General features: G+C 43.7%; 22 protein-coding genes and 1 tRNA gene. 3 read left to right on the forward strand and 20 right to left on the reverse strand.

The window, feature by feature from the left end:
* Positions 1 to 341: 341 nt before the first annotated feature.
* The 12 genes from rplL to AC5JPT_RS07765 all read right to left on the reverse strand — a co-directional run bounded on the left by rplL (position 342) and on the right by AC5JPT_RS07765 (position 11,162).
* Positions 342 to 713 (reverse strand): 50S ribosomal protein L7/L12, encoded by a 372-nt coding sequence (rplL, locus tag AC5JPT_RS07710; protein WP_319050992.1) that lies wholly within the window; start codon positions 711 to 713, stop codon positions 342 to 344.
* A 132-nt stretch (positions 714 to 845) separates the two neighbouring features.
* Positions 846 to 1,373, reverse strand: coding sequence for a 50S ribosomal protein L10 (gene rplJ, locus AC5JPT_RS07715; RefSeq protein ID WP_057761724.1), 528 nt, complete (start codon positions 1,371 to 1,373; stop codon positions 846 to 848).
* Between the two features lie 475 nt (positions 1,374 to 1,848).
* Positions 1,849 to 2,550, reverse strand: coding sequence for a 50S ribosomal protein L1 (gene rplA / locus AC5JPT_RS07720; protein WP_319050993.1), 702 nt, complete (start codon positions 2,548 to 2,550; stop codon positions 1,849 to 1,851).
* Positions 2,551 to 2,982 carry a 50S ribosomal protein L11 gene (gene rplK / locus AC5JPT_RS07725; RefSeq protein ID WP_058025423.1) on the reverse strand — a complete coding sequence of 144 codons (432 nt, stop codon included), beginning with the start codon at positions 2,980 to 2,982 and terminating at the stop codon, positions 2,551 to 2,553. It abuts the gene before it with no gap.
* 87 nt (positions 2,983 to 3,069) lie between these two features.
* Complete coding sequence (gene nusG / locus AC5JPT_RS07730) at positions 3,070 to 3,600, reverse strand: transcription termination/antitermination protein NusG (protein ID WP_319050994.1); 531 nt, start codon at positions 3,598 to 3,600, stop codon at positions 3,070 to 3,072.
* Positions 3,601 to 3,671: 71 nt separating this feature from the next.
* Positions 3,672 to 4,157 (reverse strand): preprotein translocase subunit SecE, encoded by a 486-nt coding sequence (gene secE / locus AC5JPT_RS07735; RefSeq protein WP_319050996.1) that lies wholly within the window; start codon positions 4,155 to 4,157, stop codon positions 3,672 to 3,674.
* A gap of 51 nt (positions 4,158 to 4,208) precedes the next feature.
* Positions 4,209 to 4,284, reverse strand: a tRNA-Trp gene (locus AC5JPT_RS07740).
* A gap of 371 nt (positions 4,285 to 4,655) precedes the next feature.
* Entirely contained in the window at positions 4,656 to 5,846 is a 1,191-nt protein-coding gene (gene tuf / locus AC5JPT_RS07745; protein WP_319050997.1) for an elongation factor Tu, read from the reverse strand.
* A 223-nt stretch (positions 5,847 to 6,069) separates the two neighbouring features.
* A complete protein-coding gene (gene fusA, locus AC5JPT_RS07750) occupies positions 6,070 to 8,196 on the reverse strand; it encodes an elongation factor G (RefSeq protein ID WP_319050998.1) in 2,127 nt (708 codons plus the stop codon).
* 339 nt (positions 8,197 to 8,535) lie between these two features.
* Positions 8,536 to 9,009 carry a 30S ribosomal protein S7 gene (gene rpsG / locus AC5JPT_RS07755; RefSeq protein WP_057761735.1) on the reverse strand — a complete coding sequence of 158 codons (474 nt, stop codon included), beginning with the start codon at positions 9,007 to 9,009 and terminating at the stop codon, positions 8,536 to 8,538.
* A gap of 207 nt (positions 9,010 to 9,216) precedes the next feature.
* Positions 9,217 to 9,591, reverse strand: a complete 375-nt coding sequence (gene rpsL / locus AC5JPT_RS07760) for a 30S ribosomal protein S12 (RefSeq protein ID WP_011281154.1) — start codon at positions 9,589 to 9,591, stop codon at positions 9,217 to 9,219.
* 476 nt (positions 9,592 to 10,067) lie between these two features.
* Positions 10,068 to 11,162 carry an EcsC family protein gene (locus AC5JPT_RS07765; RefSeq protein WP_493857691.1) on the reverse strand — a complete coding sequence of 365 codons (1,095 nt, stop codon included), beginning with the start codon at positions 11,160 to 11,162 and terminating at the stop codon, positions 10,068 to 10,070.
* Between the two features lie 552 nt (positions 11,163 to 11,714).
* Between AC5JPT_RS07765 and AC5JPT_RS07770 the strand changes: the two genes are divergently transcribed.
* Complete coding sequence (locus AC5JPT_RS07770) at positions 11,715 to 12,950, forward strand: beta-ketoacyl-ACP synthase II (protein WP_493857692.1); 1,236 nt, start codon at positions 11,715 to 11,717, stop codon at positions 12,948 to 12,950.
* The gene (locus AC5JPT_RS07775) at positions 12,951 to 14,663 is read left to right on the forward strand and encodes an anthranilate synthase component I family protein (protein WP_493857693.1); all 1,713 of its coding nucleotides are present in this window, start codon (positions 12,951 to 12,953) and stop codon (positions 14,661 to 14,663) included. It abuts the gene before it with no gap.
* Between the two features lie 148 nt (positions 14,664 to 14,811).
* On the opposite strand, the gene hisC is transcribed toward AC5JPT_RS07775, so the two are convergent.
* The 8 genes from hisC to AC5JPT_RS07815 form a co-directional block, all read right to left on the reverse strand.
* Positions 14,812 to 15,936, reverse strand: a complete 1,125-nt coding sequence (gene hisC / locus AC5JPT_RS07780; RefSeq protein ID WP_493857694.1) for a histidinol-phosphate transaminase — start codon at positions 15,934 to 15,936, stop codon at positions 14,812 to 14,814.
* A gap of 75 nt (positions 15,937 to 16,011) precedes the next feature.
* Positions 16,012 to 17,307 (reverse strand): histidinol dehydrogenase, encoded by a 1,296-nt coding sequence (hisD, locus tag AC5JPT_RS07785; RefSeq protein ID WP_493857695.1) that lies wholly within the window; start codon positions 17,305 to 17,307, stop codon positions 16,012 to 16,014.
* 250 nt (positions 17,308 to 17,557) lie between these two features.
* Positions 17,558 to 18,250 (reverse strand): ATP phosphoribosyltransferase, encoded by a 693-nt coding sequence (gene hisG / locus AC5JPT_RS07790; protein ID WP_319051004.1) that lies wholly within the window; start codon positions 18,248 to 18,250, stop codon positions 17,558 to 17,560.
* A 116-nt stretch (positions 18,251 to 18,366) separates the two neighbouring features.
* Complete coding sequence (gene murA / locus AC5JPT_RS07795) at positions 18,367 to 19,635, reverse strand: UDP-N-acetylglucosamine 1-carboxyvinyltransferase (RefSeq protein WP_443526988.1); 1,269 nt, start codon at positions 19,633 to 19,635, stop codon at positions 18,367 to 18,369.
* A 111-nt stretch (positions 19,636 to 19,746) separates the two neighbouring features.
* The gene (locus tag AC5JPT_RS07800; RefSeq protein ID WP_058025509.1) at positions 19,747 to 19,998 is read right to left on the reverse strand and encodes a BolA family protein; all 252 of its coding nucleotides are present in this window, start codon (positions 19,996 to 19,998) and stop codon (positions 19,747 to 19,749) included.
* Positions 19,999 to 20,168: 170 nt separating this feature from the next.
* Positions 20,169 to 21,170, reverse strand: a complete 1,002-nt coding sequence (locus tag AC5JPT_RS07805; protein ID WP_493857696.1) for an alpha/beta hydrolase — start codon at positions 21,168 to 21,170, stop codon at positions 20,169 to 20,171.
* Between the two features lie 365 nt (positions 21,171 to 21,535).
* Complete coding sequence (locus tag AC5JPT_RS07810) at positions 21,536 to 22,336, reverse strand: BON domain-containing protein (RefSeq protein WP_493857697.1); 801 nt, start codon at positions 22,334 to 22,336, stop codon at positions 21,536 to 21,538.
* Between the two features lie 245 nt (positions 22,337 to 22,581).
* The gene (locus tag AC5JPT_RS07815; RefSeq protein ID WP_493857698.1) at positions 22,582 to 23,052 is read right to left on the reverse strand and encodes a YraN family protein; all 471 of its coding nucleotides are present in this window, start codon (positions 23,050 to 23,052) and stop codon (positions 22,582 to 22,584) included.
* Between the two features lie 133 nt (positions 23,053 to 23,185).
* Here AC5JPT_RS07815 and rsmI point away from each other — a divergent pair, with 133 nt between their 5' ends.
* Positions 23,186 to 24,142 (forward strand): 16S rRNA (cytidine(1402)-2'-O)-methyltransferase, encoded by a 957-nt coding sequence (rsmI, locus tag AC5JPT_RS07820; protein ID WP_493857699.1) that lies wholly within the window; start codon positions 23,186 to 23,188, stop codon positions 24,140 to 24,142.
* Positions 24,143 to 24,187 lie beyond the last annotated feature (45 nt).

Here is a 24,187-nt window from a genome sequence, read left to right on the forward strand (position 1 = left end):
GACAATAATACCACACCAAGTAGGCACCTTGAGATCAACAGCTTTTTTCAGAATTAAGAATCGGGGTAACTATAACTTTTAGAATCAGTATAAACTATAGTGTTGATAGGAAAGCATGCAGACACAAAAAAATGCCAAACATCTACGGACGTTTAGCTTATCTTAACTGATTTCAAAAACTGGTATGTGTGCTTGCATGTATATCGTCTGTCCTTTTGATGGGTATCCACCGTGATGTTGCATACGTATGTTGGCAGACACAAAAGGTCAAGCTACGAATTATAATAAAAAAAAGCTGGCAATGCAAGGCATTACCAGCTTTTTTTAGTACAGTGTTAAACTTATTTTAGTTCAACAGTTGCACCAGCTTCTTCAAGCTTCTTCTTCAACTCTTCAGCTTCAGCTTTAGATGCAGCTTCTTTGATTGGAGCTGGAGCGCTTTCAACCAAATCTTTTGCTTCTTTCAAGCCAAGGCCAGTCGCTTCACGTACAGCTTTAATTACAGCTACTTTCTTCTCACCAAAGCTAGCAAGAACTACGTCAAACTCGTCTTTTTCTTCAGCAGCAGCAGCAGGACCAGCAGCAGCAGGTGCAGCAGCGGCAACAGCAGCTGTTACGCCGAATTTTTCTTCCATGTCGCTGATTAGCTCAACGATATCCATTACTGACATTTCAGCGATTGCATTTAACACGTCATCTTTAGATAGTGCCATGAGAACTCTCCGTTATCTGATAAAAATTAATTGATTCTAATATCGCTTTGACCGCTTGCCACCGTTTCAAATAGGTGTGGCAATAAAATGCAATCAAGGTTAGCGATGTTAAAGTTACGTTAAAACAAGCAATTAAGCAGCTTCTTTTGCGTCTTTGATTGCCGCTACAGTGCGAACGAACTTGCCAGGAACAGCGTTCATAGTCTGGACAAGCTTGGTCACTGGTGCATTCATAGTAGCCATCAAGATAGAGATTGCTTCGTCGCGAGTTGGTAGCTTCGATACGCGCTCTAGCTCTTCTGGACCATAAACTTCACCACCGACTGATACTAATTTGGTCTCTAAAGCTTTGTTATCTTTGCTAAAGTCGAAAACGACTCGAGCGGCAGATCCCAAATCTTCCATAGAGAAAGCCAAAAGTAGTGGACCAGTCATACGGTCTGACATGCTCTCAAACTTAGTGCCTTCAAAAGCGCGTTTTGCTAGTGTATTTTTTACCACTTTCAAAACAACGCCTTTATCACGGGCTTGTTCGCGCAGCTTAGTAAGCTGTGCAACACCAATTCCATGATACTCGGCAGCTACTGCTGAGTAAGCATTAGCAGCAACTTCAGACACTTCAGCCACAACTTGTTGTTTTTGTTCTAGCGTTAATGCCATAAGTTGACTCCTTTAATCTTATCAATCTACTAATAGTAAAAATGCTAAAAACCGAAGTTTATCTGCCTTTGGACTAAAAGCTACGACTGACTTGATACGACACATTACCAACTGATTCGATTAATAAAAAAAGTATCAACTGGTAACGACTGATTACGGCACCGTTATCAGAATGACGTTGAGTAATAGTTTGGAGATCGTATAAACAATCATACCACCCTATTGCCTCGTGTCTTAAACTGTATGGGCCACCGTCTGCGTAGGACAACTAAGATTTTCATCTGTCGTCGATTAACAAAAGTGACTCATTGTCATAAGCAAATATCCTAAGATCATTACTCATGACGTTAAACCACTCTCTACCTACGGTCTTAGACAGCGTAGCAAATGCTACGCTGACCTAATTCTTTAAAAATTCTTTGTGCTCATCATTCAAAATATTTGACGTGCAAATATTAAAAGATAGAGACTCTAATTATTTTGCAGTGCGATAAGGTACTGGATCGATCGTTAGACCTGGACCCATAGTGCTAGACAAAGTAATTTTCTTGATGAAAGTACCTTTAGACGTAGCAGGCTTAGCACGCTTAAGATCTGAGATTAGTGCTTGAGCATTTTGGATAACTTGCTCAGCAGTGAAACCTACTTGACCGATAGTGGTATGGATGATACCAGCTTTATCAACACGATACTGCGCTTGACCCGCTTTTGCGTTAGTCACAGCTTCAGCAACGTTTGGCGTTACCGTACCAACTTTTGGGTTAGGCATTAGGCCACGTGGACCTAGGATCGTACCCAATTGTCCAACAACACGCATTGCATCAGGAGCGGCGATAACAACATCAAAGTCCATGTTACCGGCTTTGATTTCTTCTGCTAGGTCTTCAAAACCAACGATGTCTGCACCAGCTTCTTTAGCGGCTTCAGCAGCAGCACCTTGAGCGAATACAGCAACGCGTTTGGTTTTACCAGTACCAGCAGGTAGATTAGTTGCGCCACGAACCACTTGATCAGATTTACGTGGGTCAACGCCCAAGTTTACTGCGATATCAATAGATTCTTTGAATTTTAGCGCTGGCAAATCATTTAGAATTTGAACCGCTTCTTCAAGCGTGTATTGCTTTTCGTTATCAATACGGCTTTGAATTTCTTTTTGACGTTTGGTTAGCTTGCTCATTTACACACCCTCCACGGTAATACCCATTGAACGTGCAGTACCAGCGATGGTACGGACAGCAGCGTCAAGATCAGCAGCAGTTAAGTCTGCATTTTTGGTCTTAACGATTTCTTCTAGTTGTGCACGGTCAACTTTACCAACTTTAGCTGTGTTCGGTGTACCTGAACCTTTAGCAATACCAGCAGCCTTACGTAGTAAGTATGCAGCAGGTGGTGACTTCATGATGAAGGTAAAAGACTTATCGCTGTATACCGTGATCTCAGTTGGGATCGGTAGACCTGGCTCTTGGCCTGAGGTCGCAGCGTTAAATTCTTTACAGAACGCCATGATGTTCACGCCTTTTTGACCCAAAGCTGGACCAATAGGTGGTGAAGGATTAGCTTTGCCTGCAGGCACTTGCAGTTTGATGTAACCATCAATCTTCTTAGCCATGATACTCTCCTAAATGGGTGATAACGCCAAGCCAAATCATTATCTGATGTGACGGGAGGCTCCCCGGTTGATGAAATTTTTGCTGAATTAGTCTAGTTTTTCAACTTTACTAAACTCAAGCTCAACCTGTGTAGGTCGATTAAATACGTTTACTGTTAGATGTAGCTTAGATTTTTCGTAATCGACCTTTTCAACCATTCCTTTGAAATCAGTGAATGGACCGTCGATAACCAATAACTCTTCGCCCGGCTCAAATAGCGTCTTAGGACGTGGATCAGTTTCAGTCTGGTTCAAACGGTTTAAAATACGGTCAGCTTCTACTTGCGTAATCGGTGCAGGCATCTCAGGCGTACCACCGATGAAGCCCATAATACGAGGACAGTCTTTTACGATGTGCCACGTATTATCATTCATTTCCATCTGAATCAATACATATCCTGGAAAGAACTTACGCTCGCTTTTACGTTTTTTGCCGTCTTTCATTTCGACGACTTCTTCAGTAGGAACCAGTACATCACCGAATGACTCTGTAAAGTCACTACGGTTAATACGATCAGTTAATGAACGTTGTACTTGTTTTTCATATCCTGAAAACGCTTGGACAATATACCAACGCATATCACGCTCCTGATCGTTATAAATAAGTTGTTGTGAGTAAATGTCTCGCTAATGGTCACCAATACGCGCCATTAACCGATAAAGATACCAACGAACCAATTAAAGAAATTATCTAATAACCAAATAAAAAACCCAACAATCCCGATCACGACAATCACTTGCCATGTGTATTGAAAGGTTTCGTCTTTACCCGGCCATGTCACTCGGCGAAGCTCAACAGCCGCATCTTTTAACAATATTTTAAAAGCACGACCTTGATGCGTTAATGCCAAGCATACTAATGCAAATACGATAAGTGCGACAATGATACCAATACGTACCCAAACATCATTGGCTGGTTGCCAATAGCCTGGTAAGTATTGATTAACGAGAGTCGCACCGATCAAAACAGCTGCAGCAAGTAGCCACAAAATCAAATCTTTTATTGAGCCAGTCTTAGCCACTTCAACAGCAGTAGTACCGCTCGCTGAGATGTGCTTATCTTTAGACAGCATTCCACCAGCAACCGCCTTGGCATCAGATAACTTAGTCTCGAGGTTATCTTGATCATTGCTCATAAAGAACTCGCTTCGGAGATGGTGGGGTACAACAAAGATGAGATAAGAAGATGGCAGGCGATGTAGGACTCGAACCTACAACCCTCGGTTTTGGAGACCGATGCTCTACCAATTGAGCCAATCGCCTATGGGTGTAAAGGACAGCATTATACAATATTTAGCATAGAATGCAAGCCTTTAGCGGTAAAATTATTAGTTTTACCTGATTTGTCACTCAACTAACAGAATTATCGTACTAACAGTGCTTTAACTTTCGCTAAAAGTAGATACTCGTTTTAAGTGCAGCGCTAATATAACAATCTATGAGATAGATTACAATACATTGTATAGTAAATAAGTGACTGGTCTCATCGGCTAAACTAACGATTCTATATCTCAGCTAAGCTATTACTTCATTCAACTACGACATCACACACAACGCAACCCACAAAAAAAGCCACCCTAAATAGGGTGGCTTTTTTATGACTAACTCATAAGCTCATTACTGAGGCTTAAGTCTTAGTTCAATACGTTAGCAACAACACCAGCGCCTACAGTACGGCCGCCTTCACGAATTGCGAAGCGAAGACCTTTGTCCATAGCGATTGGGTGGATAAGCTCTACGCCCATCTCAACGTTATCACCAGGCATTACCATTTCAGTACCGTCTTGTAATTGGATTGCGCCAGTTACGTCAGTAGTACGGAAGTAGAACTGTGGACGATAGCCGTTTAGGAATGGTGTGTGACGACCACCCTCTTCTTTTGACAATACATATACTTCAGCGTCAAACTTGGTGTGAGGCGTGATTGAACCTGGCTTAGCTAGTACTTGGCCACGTTGTACGTCTTCACGCTTAGTACCACGTAGTAGTACGCCACAGTTTTCGCCTGCACGACCTTCGTCAAGCAGTTTACGGAACATCTCTACACCAGTACAGGTGGTTTTTTGAGTGTCACGGATACCAACGATTTCGATCTCGTCGCCAACTTTAACGATACCAGATTCAACACGGCCGGTTACTACGGTACCACGACCTGAAATTGAGAATACGTCTTCGATTGGCATTAGGAATGCTTTGTCGATGTCACGCTCTGGCTCTGGGATGTAGGTGTCTAGTACGTTTAGTAGTTCTACTACGGCTGGTTGGCCATATTTGTCTTCTGAGCCTTTTAGGGCTTCAGTAGCTGAACCTTTAACGATAGGCGTGTCATCACCTGGGAAGTCATAGTCGTTCAATAGTTCACGAACTTCCATTTCTACTAGTTCTAGTAGTTCTTCGTCATCAACCATGTCACATTTGTTCATGAATACGATGATGTACGGTACGCCGACCTGACGTGAAAGCAGGATGTGCTCACGTGTCTGTGGCATAGGGCCGTCAGTTGCAGATACAACTAGGATTGCGCCGTCCATCTGAGCAGCACCAGTGATCATGTTTTTAACATAATCGGCGTGACCTGGGCAATCTACGTGAGCATAGTGACGGCTGTCTGTGTCATATTCTACGTGTGAGGTGTTGATGGTGATACCACGTGCTTTTTCTTCTGGTGCTGAGTCAATAGACGCGTAGTCTTTTGCTTCGCCGCCAGAGGTGATTGCAGCTACGGTTGCGATTGCAGCGGTAAGGGTGGTTTTACCATGGTCAACGTGTCCGATGGTTCCGACGTTGACGTGTGGCTTGTTACGTTCAAACTTGGCCTTTGCCATGGGTATTTCCTCTTTTTTTGGGGTCCAAGGCTCAACTCATATAGATATGATAATCGAGGTGTTCTTGACCACATTAAGATAATTGTTAAAAGGTTACACATACTAATGTGCAGATATTATAAGAAAATCGCGACCAATAACAAGTCTTTTAACAAGTTATTGGTCTATTCTTTAGTGACAATACACAGATATACTCTATATTGTCACCTTCAGTAAGCTTTATTTACTCGTCATCATCTTTAGAGTTGAACTTAGAGATGATCTCAGCAGCAACTGATTTTGGAATTTCAGCGTACTTTTGGAATTCCATAGAGTAAGTTGCACGGCCTTGTGACATAGAGCGCATTTGCGTGGCATAACCAAACATCTCCGCTAATGGTACTTCAGCACGAATCTGTTTAGTACCGCCAGGTAGATCTTCCATACCCTGTACCAAACCACGACGACGGTTAAGATCGCCCATGATGTCGCCCATGTAATCTTCAGGCGTTTCAACTTCTACTTTCATTACTGGCTCAAGTAGAGCTGGGTCAGCTGCCATGAAACCTTTTCTGAAGGCCATAGAACCTGCCATTTTGAATGACAATTCGTCAGAATCGACGTCATGGTAAGAACCATCATACAAGGTCGCTTTTACGCCAACGACTGGGTAACCAGCAAGTACGCCGTTTTTCATGCGCTCTTGGATACCTTTATCAACGGCACCGTGGAATTCTTTTGGTACTGTACCACCAACAACTTCTTCAGCGAATTCGTATTCAGTGTCACCAGCTGGATCAAGTGGCTCAAGACGTAGCCAAACATGACCGAACTTACCACGACCACCAGTCTGACGTACAAATTTACCTTCTTGTTCAACCGTGTTACGAATCGTCTCACGATAAGCAACCTGCGGCGCACCGATGTTTGCTTCAACGTTGAACTCACGCTTCATACGGTCAACTAGAATCTCTAGATGTAGCTCACCCATGCCACTGATGATCGTCTGGCCGGATTCTTCGTCAGTGTGTACACGGAACGAAGGATCTTCTTTTGCCAAACGGCCAAGCGCGATTGACATTTTTTCTTGGTCAGCTTTGGTCTTTGGCTCAACTGCTAGAGAGATAACTGGATCTGGGAATTCCATACGCTCAAGTGTGATCACGTTTTGCTCATCACATAGCGTATCACCAGTAGTCACATCTTTCATACCGACTAGAGCTGCGATATCACCAGTACGGATTTCTGGAAGCTCTTCTTGAGAGTTTGCCATCATCTGTACGATACGGCCAACACGCTCACGCTTCATTTTAACTGGGTTATAAACACTGCTACCCTGCTTCATCACACCAGAATAAACACGTACGAAGGTTAAGTTACCAACGAATTTGTCATTCATGATTTTGAATGCTAGAGCTGAGAAAGGTGCTTCATCTGATGCTTCACGGCTGCCTTCGCTTTCGTCTTTGTCATCAAGAATACCTTTAATAGCAGGTACATCTATTGGTGCTGGTAGATACTGAATAACAGCATCCAACATCTTCTGTACACCTTTGTTTTTAAAGGCAGTACCACAAAGAAGTGGAATGATTTCGTTATCAATAGTCAACTGACGAATAGCGGTATGAATTTGCTCTACGCTCAATTCACCGTTTTCTAGATATTCGTTCATCAACTCTTCGTTGGCTTCAGCAGCGCTTTCTACAAGATGTTCACGGTACTCGTCCGCTTTGTCTTGTAGTTCAGTTGGAATATCACGCTCTTCATAGTTCATACCTTGAGACGCTTCGTCCCAATAGATGGCTTTCATAGTAACTAGGTCAACAACACCTTCGAAGTCATCTTCTTTACCAATTGGGATAACCAATGGTACCGGGTTACCACCCAAACGAGTTTTGATCTGTTCGATAACACGGTAAAAATCAGCACCAACACGATCCATTTTGTTTACAAATGCAAGACGTGGTACTTTATATTTGTTTGCCTGACGCCATACGGTCTCAGACTGTGGCTGAACGCCGCCTACTGCACAGTAAACCATGCAAGCGCCATCAAGTACACGCATAGAACGTTCAACTTCGATCGTGAAGTCAACGTGACCTGGGGTATCGATGATGTTGATACGGTGTTCGTCAAACTGCTTGGCCATACCTGACCAAAAACAAGTTGTTGCTGCTGAGGTAATAGTAATACCACGCTCTTGTTCTTGCTCCATCCAGTCCATGGTGGCTGCGCCATCATGTACTTCGCCAATTTTGTGGCTAACACCGGTATAGAATAAAACACGCTCAGTAGTGGTTGTCTTACCAGCATCGATATGCGCTGAGATACCAATATTGCGATAGCGTTTTAGGGGAGTTTTACGAGCCATAGTGTTTTCCTAGGAAAAGTCGTGTATATAATAATGTATTGTGTCTCTACCTCATACTCTATGACAAAGCGTTCAGCTTCGTAATATTACTGACTGATTATTGAGCCTAATGCGGACAAAAACAGAGCAAATACTAAGAATAGTGTGGCATCAAATTCGGGATGTCTCTAATAAAAATTTTATTTTCACAAGAGACATCTTGATAGATGTCCGCCATCTCAGTTAATAAATGAACTTACTATACAACTGGATAAATGATGGCGGCAATCAATAGAATAAACAACAATGTAAGACTAGTTGGCCTGAACCATTAGTCTCAAGCTACTGTTAAAAAGTAGCTTAGAAACGGTAATGCGAGAATGCTTTGTTAGCATCTGCCATGCGGTGAACTTCGTCACGCTTCTTCATAGCAGCGCCTTTACCATCAGCGGCGTCATTCAATTCGCCAGCTAAACGCAAAGCCATTGATTTTTCAGAACGCTTAGCAGCAGCTTCAGCTAACCAACGCATAGCCAAGGCAGTACGACGGGAGGGGCGTACTTCCATTGGTACTTGATAGGTTGCACCGCCGACGCGGCGAGCTTTTACTTCTACCATTGGGCGTACATTTTCAAGCACTTCTTCGAAGAAAGATACTGGATCTTCAACTTTACGCTTCTCACTTACTGTCTCAAGTGCACCGTAAACGATACGCTCAGCAGTAGATTTTTTACCATCACTCATTACATGGTTGATGAATTTTGCAACAGTTTGGCTACCAAACTTAGGATCCGGTAGGATCTCACGGGCAGCAACGACGCGACGTCTTGGCATAATAAATTTCCTTGTCTTCAGGAGTGTCTAACATTCATAACATCAACTATGTTTCTTAATAAGAAATAGCGAGTTATCAGTTAGCCTTACTGCATGGTGGTATGTTTCGAGCATACACGACTTATATAAAAGTAATGTGACTACTGACACCAAACCCATGCACAGTTATTGGGTAGTGCGAAAAGCTAATTTAATAACGTTTAATTATTAAACTTTAGGCTTCTTAGCACCGTACTTAGAGCGACCTTGCTTACGGTCTTTAACGCCTGCGCAATCTAGTGCACCGCGAACAGTGTGATAACGTACACCTGGTAGATCTTTTACACGACCACCGCGGATAAGAACAACACTGTGCTCTTGTAGGTTATGACCTTCGCCGCCGATGTAGCTTGATACTTCATAGCCCGAAGTCAAACGTACACGACATACTTTACGCATGGCAGAGTTAGGTTTTTTTGGCGTGGTAGTATATACACGAGTACATACACCGCGACGCTGTGGGCACGCTTCCAACGCAGGAACTTTTGACTTTTCCTTGATGGTTTTGCGACCTTTACGAATCAATTGGTTAGTTGTTGCCATAAGGCATCCTTCTCCCGTTTGGTATAAAACAAAAAAATGGGCCAATGCACCATCTATCTGACAATATTTGCAGATTTCGGGGCACCCATTTTTAGGACAGTGTATTATAAAGAGTTGTTGCTGCTATTTCAACCACTTATCTATGGTTTCACTTTACAACATTTGATAGATATGCATCCAGCCTGACGCTATGCCGTTTTATAAATTTTTAACTAAAAAATAACTCAATAAATAAAGCAGATAGGTCAGTGTCGAGCTGCATCTACAGAAGATATTAAAAACTGCTCGATAACGCATATGTTGTGATAGCTGGCCTGACTTTCAAGTTTTTTCTCCATAAAATCTCAACAAATACTAATGTTGAAGTTGATATTTATGCAAGCAGTTTACTTATTATGAATAATACATGGTGGGTATGATACTAATGATTCCATGCTGACTGGTTATACAACCGATATCAGCATGGTTGTTGCTGCTTACTTGGTCTTTTTATCAGATGTTTGCTCATCCAATAGCTTATCATTACTATCGTCTTTATCACTATCTGTTTGAGTTTCATCCTTTGTATCTTGCTCTGCAGTGTTATCACTATCGCTTGCTTTTTTTACTTCAGCTTCGCTACTGCTATCATCAGTAATGGCGCGATTGGCCAGTTTCGCTTCTGGTGCAAAAGTCGCTTGAGCAACGCCGATAACCTCGTCGATTAATTGACTATTGTAATGCACCCCTACCGCTACTGCAGTGATAGGAATAAAGCGGCGAACCCATGATAGGTCGATCTGGTCAAGATCAATGCCTACTTGACTGGCAATGCTATCTATTTGCTCGGCATAATAGTTCACATTCTTATTTTTTAGACCTAAGTTTTTGAGCTCACTATGTAATCCACTGCTTTGAGCATTATCAAGTAAACCTTTACCAATACCCATACCTGCTAGTAATGCTTGTTTTTCTTGCATTTTGCTCAGGTCTGCGCTGGAAAGTAGCTCATAGGCCATTTTTACGCCTTGCTTACCTGTTAATGGCTTATTGTACACAGATGCGATTTGATAAACCGTACGTAACGAGACCAACAATAACCATAATGTATCAGCAAGCAATCCTGGCAATCCAGCCAGACCAGTTATGCCGCCAATTGCTGCAAGCGCACGGTTTTGATTGGCGATATCTGTCGCTAGCGCATAGCGCTCTTCGTCATCTAAGGTTGCGATATTGGCAAATCGGTGCTCATCCGGTAAATCTAACTGGCTCCAGCTCGATGCAAGATTGGCTACTTGGGCAAATGCACTATCAACTGTCGACTGGAAAAAACTATTTGGTACCACTTTTTTGGCGTACTTGCCATACATAGCAAAGCGTGGTCCTAATAACTGCTGTGTTGCTTTTAGAGTCTGTTCACGAAATAAGTCTTGTTGATAGTCCTCATCCCCTAAATCTACCGCTTTATATTGACGCGGCTTGCCTGTTTTGGCATTGACGTTGTCAATCATAGCGCCCATACGCTCTAGGTTGTTCCGAGCAAAAGAACCAATAGTATTGATGCTTTTAGAAAGAGTACTACGCTTTGCCATCGTGATGTCCTTAATATGATGAATATGGTAATTGGCTTTATTTTAATAATAGTCAAGCTGTCATTCTAGCCAACCGCTGTAACCTTTGTCAGTGCGAACAATGTTATCACGGTCACAAATTTTGTATCTAAAAGTATAGTTGATTTTTTTATCACTTAGCCATGGCTTTTAATTCATTTATAATATTTTCGCTGATTTCTATCTAACGCCGAGAAATCTATTTAGCAAAGACCATCTGTGAACATGTATTTGTTAATAAGTCTTAACGACAAGGGGCAATTAGGCGTTTTTTTACATTTGCTCAAAGATTTTCAGCGCTTGATACGTTATCATGTGCCGTAATTGAGAGCATAATTGTACACTGAGTTGATATTACCTTTAATAGACTGTTAATAGAGTCTAGTTACCTAAATTCGTGCTATCGTTATCCCCTCTACATGAACTACTTTTTACTATAATGCTTACATTAATTCATCGTTAAATATCATATATAGATTTGCAACGATTATTGCAACCAACTGCTAGCAAGTCGTTACTTATAAGGAATAGCATATGCGCCGCGTCGTTATCACTGGAGCAGGGATTGTCTCTTGTATCGGACATGATTTAGCCACCGTTACCACTGCTCTCAAAGAAGGACAGTCTGGCATTACATTTAATGAAGCTCATGCCGAGCATGAATTCAAGTCACACGTGAGTGGTAGTATTAATCAATCAGACTTAGATACCAGTGGTATCGACCGCAAACTCAAGCGCTTCTTTAGCGATGCCAGTTTGTATGCTTATGTCAGTGCCTTGAATGCTATTGAGCATTCAGGGTTATCACTTGAGACCATTAACAACAACCCACGCATAGGCGTTGTCGCCAGCTCAGGTGGCGCATCAACAGAAAATATCGTAAACGCCGTAGATGCAATGCGCGAAAAAGGTTTACGCGGTGTCGGTGCGATGGCTGTACCAAAGACAATGGGAAGCTCAGTATCAGCAGCCTTAGCAACAGGTCTAAAAATCCAAGGGGTCTCCTACTCGCTTTCTTCTGCTTGCGCGACCTCGACCCACTGTATCGGTCATGCTGCTGAGCTTATTCAATTGGGCAAAGCTGACGTCATACTGGCTGGTGGTAGCGAAGCTGAACACTGGACGCAGTCTTGTATGTTTGATGCGATGGGTGCAGTCAGTACGCAATACAACGACACGCCGACGCTTGCTTCAAGAGCTTATGACAAAGATCGTGATGGTTTTGTCATTGCTGCTGGCGGTGCAATGGTGGTGGTTGAGAGTTTAGAGCACGCACAAGCACGCGGTGCTAATATCTTAGCTGAAATCGTTGGCTATGGTGCTAGCTCTGATGGTGCAGAAATGGTTGCCCCAAGTGGCGAAGGTGCCGTGCGCTGTATGCAACAGGCCCTAGCCGAAGCTGGTCTAGAAAGCGTTGATTATATCAACAGCCACGGTACGAGCACACCGCTAGGCGATATCACAGAGCTTAAGGCGATTGCCAAAGTATTCGGGGATGATGCCAGTAAAGTACCTGCTATCAGCTCTACCAAATCCATGACAGGTCATAGCTTAGGTGCTGTCGGTGCTCAAGAACTTATTTATTGCTTATTGATGCTACAAGAGAGCTTTATCGCACCAAGTATCAATGTCGATAACCTAGATCCTGCAGCTGAAGGGTTCGATATTGTCACCCAGATGCGTGAAACTGACCTTGATACCTTGATGAGTAATAGCTTTGGCTTTGGTGGTACTAATGCTACGCTAATCATAAAAAAATTCGACGGTTAAATGATGCCTGTACCAAATCAAAATATAACCAGCCAGATAGACTCTGCCCCATCGCCAGCTATTAACTCTAGCTGGCGTTTTGGTGATTTATCTGCTGCCGAGTTGATGTCCCATCTACAACGCCATTTGCTCAATCAACATAATGAAGCCAATTGGCAACTTATCTGGCTAAATAACCATAAACAACCTGTCATTGGACTGTTACCTAAAGTCAGCTGGTCTGTGTATCCTAATGATAAAAAGCGCTCTAGCAATCTCTACAAAGTGGTTAAAATCTGGCGTGGTGAGGGCCCTAACGCTAGCAAATCTATCACGGCGTCTTATGTAAGCTACCTAGACTGGCAAGATGAGCTGATTGCTTATAGTAAAACTTATGATGTCGATAGCGACGATTCAAAAAAAATAAATGTAGAAAATGCGAATTTAGAAAATGCAAATCCCGGTTATCATCACGGTCTAATAGGTTTTATTGGTTACGATATTGCCGCTCATGAATTAAGTCCTACAGATAGTATCGAATTGGCACAGCAGCCTTGTGCCTCATTAGGTCATTATGATATTTATCTCACCCATATAGCTGATACAGGTTGGGAGCTCACGAGTCATCAAACCAATAAGTACTCGGATGACACTACCGACAATGAAGCACAGCAGAAGCTTTTGACTGCTATTGTATCTTCTCTAAACGAGTTAGATCACAGGTTGGCTGAAAAACATCTTTCTCAAACACTATCTGAAACCGCATCTAAGGTAGAGCCTATTGTTCTAACTGCACAATGGAGCAAGCGTGACTATCAGCAAGCATTTGATCGTACTCAAGACTACCTACAGCAAGGCGACTGCTATCAGATCAATCTGACGCAAAAGTGGTCTGGCAAACTACCATATAATAATGACACCAACCAACCAATAGCCGCGCTTATCGATTATCTCCCTGCACTACATCGCAATACAAAAGCACCTTTTGCAGGCTACCTGAGCGTCGATAACTATACTGCCGAACATTTCAGCGAAAGTGGCAGCGATGCTACAGGTGATAACCGTTTTGAATTACTAAGCTGCTCACCTGAATTATTTTTTACCTTTACAAGAGACAGCGATACTGGCAAACATCATATCTTAACCAAGCCTATCAAGGGCACCATGCCGCGTAGCCTCGATCAAGACCAAGATGACGCACACAAACAACAACTGATCGATAGTGAAAAGGACCGTGCCGAAAACGTTATGATCGTGGATTTACTGCGTAATGATCTGGGCAAGTATGCCAAGATCGGCAGTGTAAAAGTACCACAGCTATTCGCGATTGAGAGCTTTAGTAATGTTCATCACATGGTAAGCACGATCATCGCTGAGCTAAAAGCGAATACTCATCCGCTGGCAGTGTTGTTTGGTAGTTTGCCTGCTGGCTCCATCACAGGTACACCCAAAAAGCGCGCTGTTGAAATCATCTCTGAACTAGAGACCGCAACGCGCGGTGCCTATTGCGGTACGATGGGTTATATGAATTTTGATGGTAGTGGTCAATGGAATGTGCTCATTCGTACGCTACAGGCCAATGCATCGTGGAATGATGAGGCCGTCAGCGAAAGACATCTCAACCTATGGGCTGGTGGCGGCATCACGGTTGCATCAGATTGCGATGCCGAATACCAAGAGTGCTTGGACAAAGTAGGTAATCTGCTAGCGGTGTTGGCTAAAAAATATAAATAATTGTACTGTGCTTTTTTATCGTCCAAAAAAGCCTGCTCACGTTGCGTTAGCAGGCTTTTTCAATACTTCTTAATACATCTATTACTTCTTAATACTTCTTTCTAATCATTACGATGTGCTCGTTGATATGAATATTGAAAGCTCTGTATTAATCACTAGTAACGCTGTTATCGGCATGCAACACTGTCAAAGCCTCAATCAAACGGCTGTTCTGCTCTGCTGTACCAATTGTAATACGCAAGTACTCATTGATACGCGGTTTGTCAAAATGACGAACGATAATTCCTTGCTCACGTAACGCACTTGCCACTCCACTAGCATCACCGTCTTTTGGGCGGACAAAGACAAAGTTGGCATGTGACGGCAATACGTCATAGCCCAATGCTATCAGCGCTTCTGTCAATGACGTACGCAGGTCGATAACTTGCTGACGAGCCTGTTCGAAGTAATCCACGTCTAGCACACTCGCCGTCGCTCCAGCTTGTGCCAGCTTATCTAACGGATAACTATTAAAACTGTTCTTCATACGCGTCAATGCTTCGATCAATGACGCATTGGCAAAGGCCATACCGACACGTAAACCAGCTAATGAGCGTGACTTTGAGAAGGTTTGTGTCACGATGATATTGTCACATTCATTGATCAGACTTACTGCTGATACTTGAGTCTCTGACTCTCTCTGAGAAAAATCAATATAAGCCTCATCGATGACAATGACGGCATTGGAGTGTTCGCTGGCAAGCTTACGAATATCAGCAAGCGATAATAGCAAACCAGTTGGTGCATTCGGGTTGGCGATGATGATACCGCTACAAGGCTGGCGGTACGCATCAGGGTCGATACTGAAATCTTCTTCTAGGGGTATCTTAACAAGATGTACACCAAAGGTTTGTGCATAGACGGGATAAAAGCTATAGCTGATATCAGGTGATAGTAGCGGGCGCTCTTTTAGGAAGAAGCTGGCAAATATAAGTGCCAACACCTCATCTGAACCATTACCAACAAACACTTGGTTGATATCTAACTCATATGACTGTGCCAATGCCGCACGCAAATCATTAGACTCGGGCGCTGGATACAAGCGCAGCTCTTCTGCTTGCTGCGTCAATACCTTGGCAATTGCCTCCCCTACCTTTGGCGACGGTGGAAACGGGTTTTCATTGGTGTTCAGTTTGCACAAATTGTCATGCTGTGGCTGCTCGCCCGGTACGTAAGGTGACAAATTGCGTGCTTTAGATGACCAAAGTCTGGTATCTATCTTTGACTCACTCATAAATTATCCTGCTAATTAGTCAGACAGACTATTAAATACATATTAAAAGTAAATAAGAAAACGCTCAAATATATTTTACTGGTAACGATAACGTGCTGAGCGTGCATGGGCTTCTAAGTCCTCACGCTGCGCTAAAATATCAGCCGTCTCAGCCAATGGCTTGCTGCCAGCTTGGGTACAATAAATAATAGATGATTTCTTTTGAAAGTCATAGACACCTAACGGCGAAGAAAAACGCGCTGTACCAGACGTCGGTAACACATGGTTCGGACCTGCACAATAATCTCCGATAGCCTCAGGCGTGTGACGTCCCATAAAGATAGCACCGGCATGACGAATATCATCTAATAGCGCATCAGGGTTATCAACAGAGAGCTCCAAATGCTCAGGAGCAATACGATTGATCAGTGCCATGCCTTCACTACGGTCTTTTACTAAAATAAGCGCGCCGCGGTTCTGTAACGAATCGCGTGCGATATCTGCTTTTGGCAGCTCAGCCAGTGCTTTTTCGATCTCCATTGCCACTTCTTTAAGCTGATCTTCGCTAGTGGTCACAAAGATAGCTTGAGCAATGCGATCATGCTCTGCTTGTGACAATAAATCCATCGCAAGCCAATCGGCACGATCTTGTGCTTCACCCTCTGCGTATACCAGCACCTCTGAGGGCCCAGCAATCATATCAATACCCACCTGACCAAATACCGCGCGTTTGGCTGCTGCGACATACTTATTGCCAGGTCCTGTGATCTTGTCCACGGCTGGAATGGCTTGGGTACCATAAGCCAACGCTGCGACTGCTTGTGCGCCACCAATAGTAAAAACACGGTCAACTTGTGACAAATGTGCCGCCGCCAACACTAGAGGATTAAGCACGCCCTTGGGTGCTGGTACGACCATGATAACTTCGTTGACGCCAGCGACCTTGGCAGGGATAGCATTCATCAATACCGACGAAGGATAGGATGCCAAGCCACCTGGGACATAAATACCGACACGATCAAGTGGCGTAACCTTTTGACCCAAACGGTTACCCAGCTCATCCTCATACTGCCACGTTTCTTGTACTTGGCGCTCATGGAATGTCTGCACTCGAGTCGCAGCTGTAGTCAGTGCTGCCTTTACTTTATCATCGAGAGTGGCAAATGCATCAGCAAGTGATTCTTTAGAAAGCTCTAGCTCGTGCATCGCTGTTGCTGGGTGCTGATCAAATTTCTGGGTTAGCGCCAATACGACGTTATCGCCATCAGCACGTACTTGAGCGATGATATCATCAACGGTATGTAGTAATTCAGAGTCGTTAACCGTTTCAAAAGCAAGCAATTGTGTCAACTGACTGTCAAAATCGGCATCTTGGGTACTTAACTGGCGCATGACCTAATCCTATATCTGAGCATAAAATACTGCTAAAAATAAATGAGGTAAACATAACTAATGTATGTTTAATTTTTATAAAATTATGGCTTATTCGCTGTCTTCTAATGTAGAGTTTACTTATATTTTATTTTTTGGCAAGCCAAGACAACAAAACCAGTTTAGCACGCTATATTTATCATAGAGCGCCAAACTGGTTTAAAAATTCGTATAACCGTGCTTTATATTACCAATGATCAACACCGGTCTATTAGGCATTTGCAATACTGTCTTTAAAGCTATCTAAAATTGGTTCTAGCAGGGCAAATTTGCGCTTGTAGCTGACCTGATTAACGATAAGACGTGATGAGACATCACAGATATGATCGCGGGCTTCGAGCCCATTCGCACGTAGCGTATTACCAGTATCTACCACATCAACAATCAAATCACCCAGACCCACCAACGGTGCAAGCTCCATCGAGCCATACAGCTTGATGACATCGACTTGCTGACCTTGGCTTGCAAAATAAGCGCGTGCCACATTCACATATTTGGTCGCGATGCGTAGGCGACGATTGGGTAGTGGTGCATCTTTCACACCAGCAGTCATCAGCTTGCACTGAGCAATTTTTAGATCAAGTAGCTCATAAACATGATTGGCACCATGCTCAAGCAACACGTCTTTACCCGCCACACCAAAATCAGCTGCCCCGTGCTCGACATAGGTCGGCACGTCACTGGCACGCAAGATTAATACACGCACATTTGGGTTTGATGTTGGAAAAATAAGCTTGCGAGAGGCTTCAGGGTCTTCTAGTAAGTCAACGCCAGCTGCACGTAACAGTGGCATGGTTTCTTCTAGAATACGGCCTTTTGACAACGCTAAGGTTAGACCTGAAAACTCATCGTTTACTTCGTTTAATAAACCACTGGCTGGTAAAGGTTTGCTTGTCTCAGTCATAATGACATCATGTCCATGTACGGTTGATACCTCCCCCCAATTAAAAGTAGTAAGAAGGTAAGGAGGTTTTGATTTATAGCGTAATGTGCCCAAAAGTTAGCATCAATTTAGTGATACTAATCGTTGGTATTCACACGCTGAATATTGACACCCAGGCTACGCAGCTTTTCTTCAACATGCTCATAACCGCGATCAATATGATAAATACGGTCGATTAAGCTCTCGCCTTCTGCAGTTGCAGCCGCCATTACAAGTGACATAGAAGCACGTAAATCTGTTGCCATAACAGGCGCCGCAGTGAAGTTCTCGACGCCTCTGATCACTGCAGTATGACCATCAACTTGGATAGACGCACCCAAGCGATTGAGCTCAGGTACATGCATGTAGCGGTTCTCAAAGATATTTTCAATAATGGTGCTGGTACCATCAGCCAGACAGCAAATCGCCATCAACTGGGCTTGCATATCTGTTGGAAAACCTGGATGTGGCTGAGTGCGAATATCGACCGGCTTTGGACGGCCTTTCATCTGCGCGCGAATCCAGTCATCACCTGTCGTAATCACTGCGCCCATCGCTTCAAACTTCTCAAGTACAGGATGTAATAACGACGCTGTAGTATTTTTGGTCAATACATCACCACGCGTCATTAACGCACCAGCAAGGTATGAGCCGGTCTCAATGCGATCAGGTACGACTGAATACTCACAACCGTGCAAGCGCTCAACGCCTTCGATGGTCATGGTTGAAGTACCGATACCGCTAATCTTAGCACCCATAGCAACCAGCATATTGGCCAAATCAACCACTTCTGGCTCTAATGCACAGTTGCCTAGCACTGTTGTGCCGTTGGCCAGTGCCGCTGCCATAATCACGTTTTCGGTACCGCCAACGGTAACCATGTCAAATGAGAAGTTACAGCCCAAAAGCTTACCGCCTTTAGGTGCTTGTGCCTTTACATAACCATTTTCTACGCTAATGACTGCACCCATCGCTTCAAATGCTTTTAGATGCTGATCAACAGGACGTGAGCCAATCGCGCAGCCACCTGGCAATGATACTTCGGCTTCACCAAAACGTGCCAGCAATGGACCTAACACCAATATCGAAGCACGCATGGTTTTTACTAAGTCATACGGCGCATAAAAGTTATCAATGCTTTTTGTATCGCAAGTGACGGTATCATCTTGCTTTTGGATATCGATACCCATACCACCGATCAATTCAATCAATGTTCGCACGTCTTTTAGTGACGGTACATTATGCAATGTCGTTGGCGTCTCAGCCAGTATCATAGCTGCAAGTAACGGCAAAGCGGCATTTTTGGCGCCTGAGATAGTGACTTCCCCTGCGATACGACTACTACCAGTGATTAAAAATTGATCCATAAAGGTGACAACCTAGCAATGAGTATAAGAAATTATGAAAACCAAATTTATGAAAAGCGTCTATTAAAAAGATGCATTCTATAATACTTGGTCATGTATACAGCTATTTAATTAGCCTTTTGACTGAGCGTCCCACTCAGCAGGCGTTAGCGCTTGGATATTGAGGGCATGAATATCGCCACTCGCAATCTTATCATTGACTAGCGCATAGATAGCTTGCTGGCGTTGAACTGCGCGTTTGCCTTCAAAGCTGGCATCAACCACGCGTACATCAAACTTATTACCTTGGTTGGCAGCTTGAATAAAAGCGTCTGGGAAGTGAGTCTGTAAAAATGCGATCAAATCGTCAGCGTTCATGCTCATAAATATTCTGCCTTAAAATTTAGAATAGGGTGTAGATTTAAAGTGGTGACATTATAACAAGAGTTTGCCTGTCTTACAGCACTGTCTTGCTCAAGTACATTGCAGTGCTCGAGCAAGACAATAGAGATGAGGTTGCACGTAACTATTGACACCGACTGCGTCTATATAGACTATTTGAGCGTTTTGTCTAAATACGCTAACACTTGCGCACGCACATCATTGACCCAGCGCAGCGGCGGCGCCATTGCGCCAATACTGGTTGCATGACTTGCGCCTTCGATTTCACCAGTCTCGACCGTGACACCTGCTTCTTTGAGTGCTGCTGTCATCTTGGTCGTATTGCTTTCATAGACTATTTTGTCTTTTTCTGCTGTCAATAACAGATATGGCGGCTGAGCACCTTTAATCTGACGATCCGGCATCACTTGATCTGGTGTGGCATCTGGAGCAAAGGCTGTCGCACTATCGAATTTACGAAAGTCATAGCTATAAGGACCTGCAATACCAACCACCGCTGCTATGTCTGTGGGCTTCATACCGTAAGGTGCCAAGAAGTCTTCATTGGCAATGGCGGCAACCGCATTGAACGCGCCAGCAGAGTGACCCATGACAGCGACACGTGATGGATCAGCATGTAAGCTTTCGGCGTTTTTTACACTCCAAGCAATTGCTTGGGCTGCATCTTTGACATAATCAGGATAAACATGCTCAGGGGCTTTGCGGTAATTGATTACTGCGGTGACATAGCCTGCTTGCGCCAAGCTTTGACCGACAAAGGCATATTGCTCTTTGTTGCCACTCTCCCATGAACCACCATGCACAAACACCACCATAGGGTAGTTATTGCTAATAGTGCTTTGTTCTTTCATGGCTTTTGCCAGAGGCTTAGGATAGTAAATATCCAAGTCTTGTAATGGCTGATCACCATATAAGATGTCTTTGCTAACACTGACACCGCCACTAGAGGTAATGCCGTTGACGATAGCCAGCGGTGAAAATGCCTGTGCATTTTGTGTGGCTAGCGCAATGCTACCGAACGCTACTATCATCGCCCCGCCAAATTTTAGTGTGCGACCTTTATTGCTAGCGACATGACCATACGTATCTGTATCACTAAACGTATCTCTACTGGTGCTATCACTCTGTCGTGTGTGGTTTTTTGAATCCTTCATTGCCAGTATCCTATTATATTTATTAATAATGCGTAACGTCATCGCAGCTATTATTTTATCCATTGTCTAAAAATGCGTTGCTACTTAAATATATCAGCGACCAATATGCTGTCTGTGCTACTTTTTACTATGAATATAGTACCTACTGACCCAATATTTCTCGTGCTCTTACTGTTATCTCTATTTAGGCTTATTGTGATTAAATTAAAAAATCTATTAGCAATACGAAGTTATCAGCAATACATAGAGCTATTGAAAACAGATACAGACAACCTGTTTTTATCTGTTCGTTTTTAGCCACTCATCGCTATGACTGAACAGCATGCGGTAAAATTTTGCTCGGTAGCTTTGTAGCTTTAGCGTTTTTACTGATTCTTGTAGAGCTCTATATAAGGACTCGATGAGGGTTGAGTAACAGTATTCCCATCTTCTGTGACGACTATAGGCGTTGCTGTGCTGACCGCCGTATCTACAATCACTGGCGTGGTAGTAGGGTTGGCTAGGTTGTTTTCATACATGATATCGTCGTTATTTATTTTTACGCCTGTGTTGTCGACTACCGTCGTTAGCAATACCAGTTCGGTGACACCAACCGTACTGTTAGCAATATCGATCAGATGGCTCTGCTGAGTGGGTGTCATCCGCCCCATGATATACACCACACCATTATTGGTAACGGCTTTGATCTGCGATGCTTTCACGCCATCACTAGCAGCTACCTTTGCCAGTAGCTTTGAGGTGATGTAACCATCATGCACAGTTGAGCTGTAGCCCTTTGACGCACTTACTTCCATCTCGTTATAGACACGGCGCACATCTGGCATAGAGCTGATGACTTTTTCTACTTCTACTTTGAGCGCTTCAGTAGGCACTTCACCGGTGAGGAGCACTTCACTATTAAAGCTATCGATACCCATGCGACTGGTCTGCTGCAAATCTTCTTTTAGACCATAGACATTAATCTTGGCGGTGTGTTCGATGCTACGATCGAGTAGTCGCTGCGGAATCGTGCGCTCAGTCATCGGCACACCATAGGTCCCCTCTGTACTGTTGGTCAGATAGTTTGTGGCACAACCCGTACTAGCAACACAGGCCGCAACCATAAGACCTGTCGTGATACGACGTGAGGAACCAAAAATAGCCGTGCGCAAATGCATCCGTGTCATTACTTACCTCTTAGAACCTGATGGTATAAATTCAATAAATTTATATTTAATGGTGATGTGCTAAATTTTTTCAGTAGGCACCCTACTTAAGCTATTCTACTTAAATAGCTACTTTACTTAATTTTAATGATAAGCGGTTAGGTTTTTAGTAACGAGTATTGCTCGTAAAATACCGCCCACGCTCAGTACTCTATGGGTTTACGATTATCTAGCCTTATATCTAACGCTTACATGCTTATGCTTAACTACCATGCGTCAGCCACAAAGGCGCCTTTTAACCATTCAGGTTGGCTACATGTACGCTCTTCTTTTACCGTATTATAAGCAATAACATCAAATCGGCAATCATAATGGCTATACTCAGGATGCTGCTGCAAAAAACATTGTGCTGTTTTGATCACTTTACGTTGTTTACTGGGCGTCACGCTTAGTGCTGCATCGCCATACACCGAGCGCTTGCGTTGACGAACTTCCACAAACACTAGCGTCGACCATGCACATCCTGCCTCTATCATAACCAGATCCAGCTCGCCTACTGCTGACTGCTGCCAGTTCTGTGCAAGCAACTCCATCCCTTGTGCTTGCAAAAACTCACAGGCACGCTGCTCAAACCAACTTCCTTGGCGTTGTCTTGGCGAGTTGAGCGTCAACGGTTTATGATTGGTCATAAGGGTAATGTGTCTGATCAACATTTGAGAATTATCATAGCACAACATGCTAAACTAGCCACTTCTGCGCCGCACACTATCGATATCTATACGTTTATTCACTCATGATTTGATTAAATCGCGCCAAAATAGCGACTATACGTAATGGCGCACTATTACTTTTTAACGACCCGAGGTTTTCATGTCTACTCTTACTACGATGCCGGCTTGTCTCTATATCGTTGCCACGCCGATTGGTAACTTGACTGACATGACCCCACATGCCATTGATGTATTAAAACAAGTCGCTATTATTGCCTGTGAAGACACCCGTACCTCCGGTAAGCTGTTATCGCATTTTGGCATTGATACCAAAGGCAGCAAAGCTGATGAGACAAAAGACACTGAGACTCATACTGCCAAAAGCATCGCTGACAATGATGACACGACCACCAAGCAAAAAGGTCACAATAAATTATGGGCCTATCACGAGCATAACAGCGCGATTCAAACGCCCAAAATTATTGAAATGATCGAACAAGGTCACTCAGTTGCCTTGATTAGTGATGCGGGTACGCCACTGGTTAGTGATCCAGGCTATCAGTTGGTGCAAGCGGCACATGATGCGGGCGTGACGGTATCACCTATCGTTGGTGCGTCCGCTGCCATCGGTGCATTATCAGTAGCAGGCCTGCCATCGGATCGATTTAGCTTTATTGGGTTTTTGCCTGCCAAAACTCACGGTCGTCAAAAACAGCTGAGCGCACTGGTATCACTTACCGAAACCTTGATATTTTATGAAGCACCGCATCGCATTGTATCTAGCCTAGAAGACATGGCAACGATATTTGGAGCCGATCGCGCGGTGACGTTTTGTCGTGAACTGACCAAAACCTTTGAAACCGTACACAAGAGCACCCTCGGCGAGTTGGTCGAGTTTGTCAAAGCAGATGACAATCAACAACGTGGTGAGATCGTCGTGGTCGTTGCGGGTGTCAATGTAGCAAAAGATAGCGACGATATCAGTACTCATGATAAGTTACTGCAGCGGTTGCTAGAGGATCTGTCCGTCAAAAAAGCGGCAGCGTTGGCAGCTGACATCACTGGGGTAAAAAAGAATGCGCTCTATCAGCGTTTGTTAGAATTACAAGCTGAATAAGTCATAGGCTGAATAATTTCAACGATATAAATCGATCATAGTTAT

The organism is Psychrobacter sp. H26 (assembly GCF_059073035.1).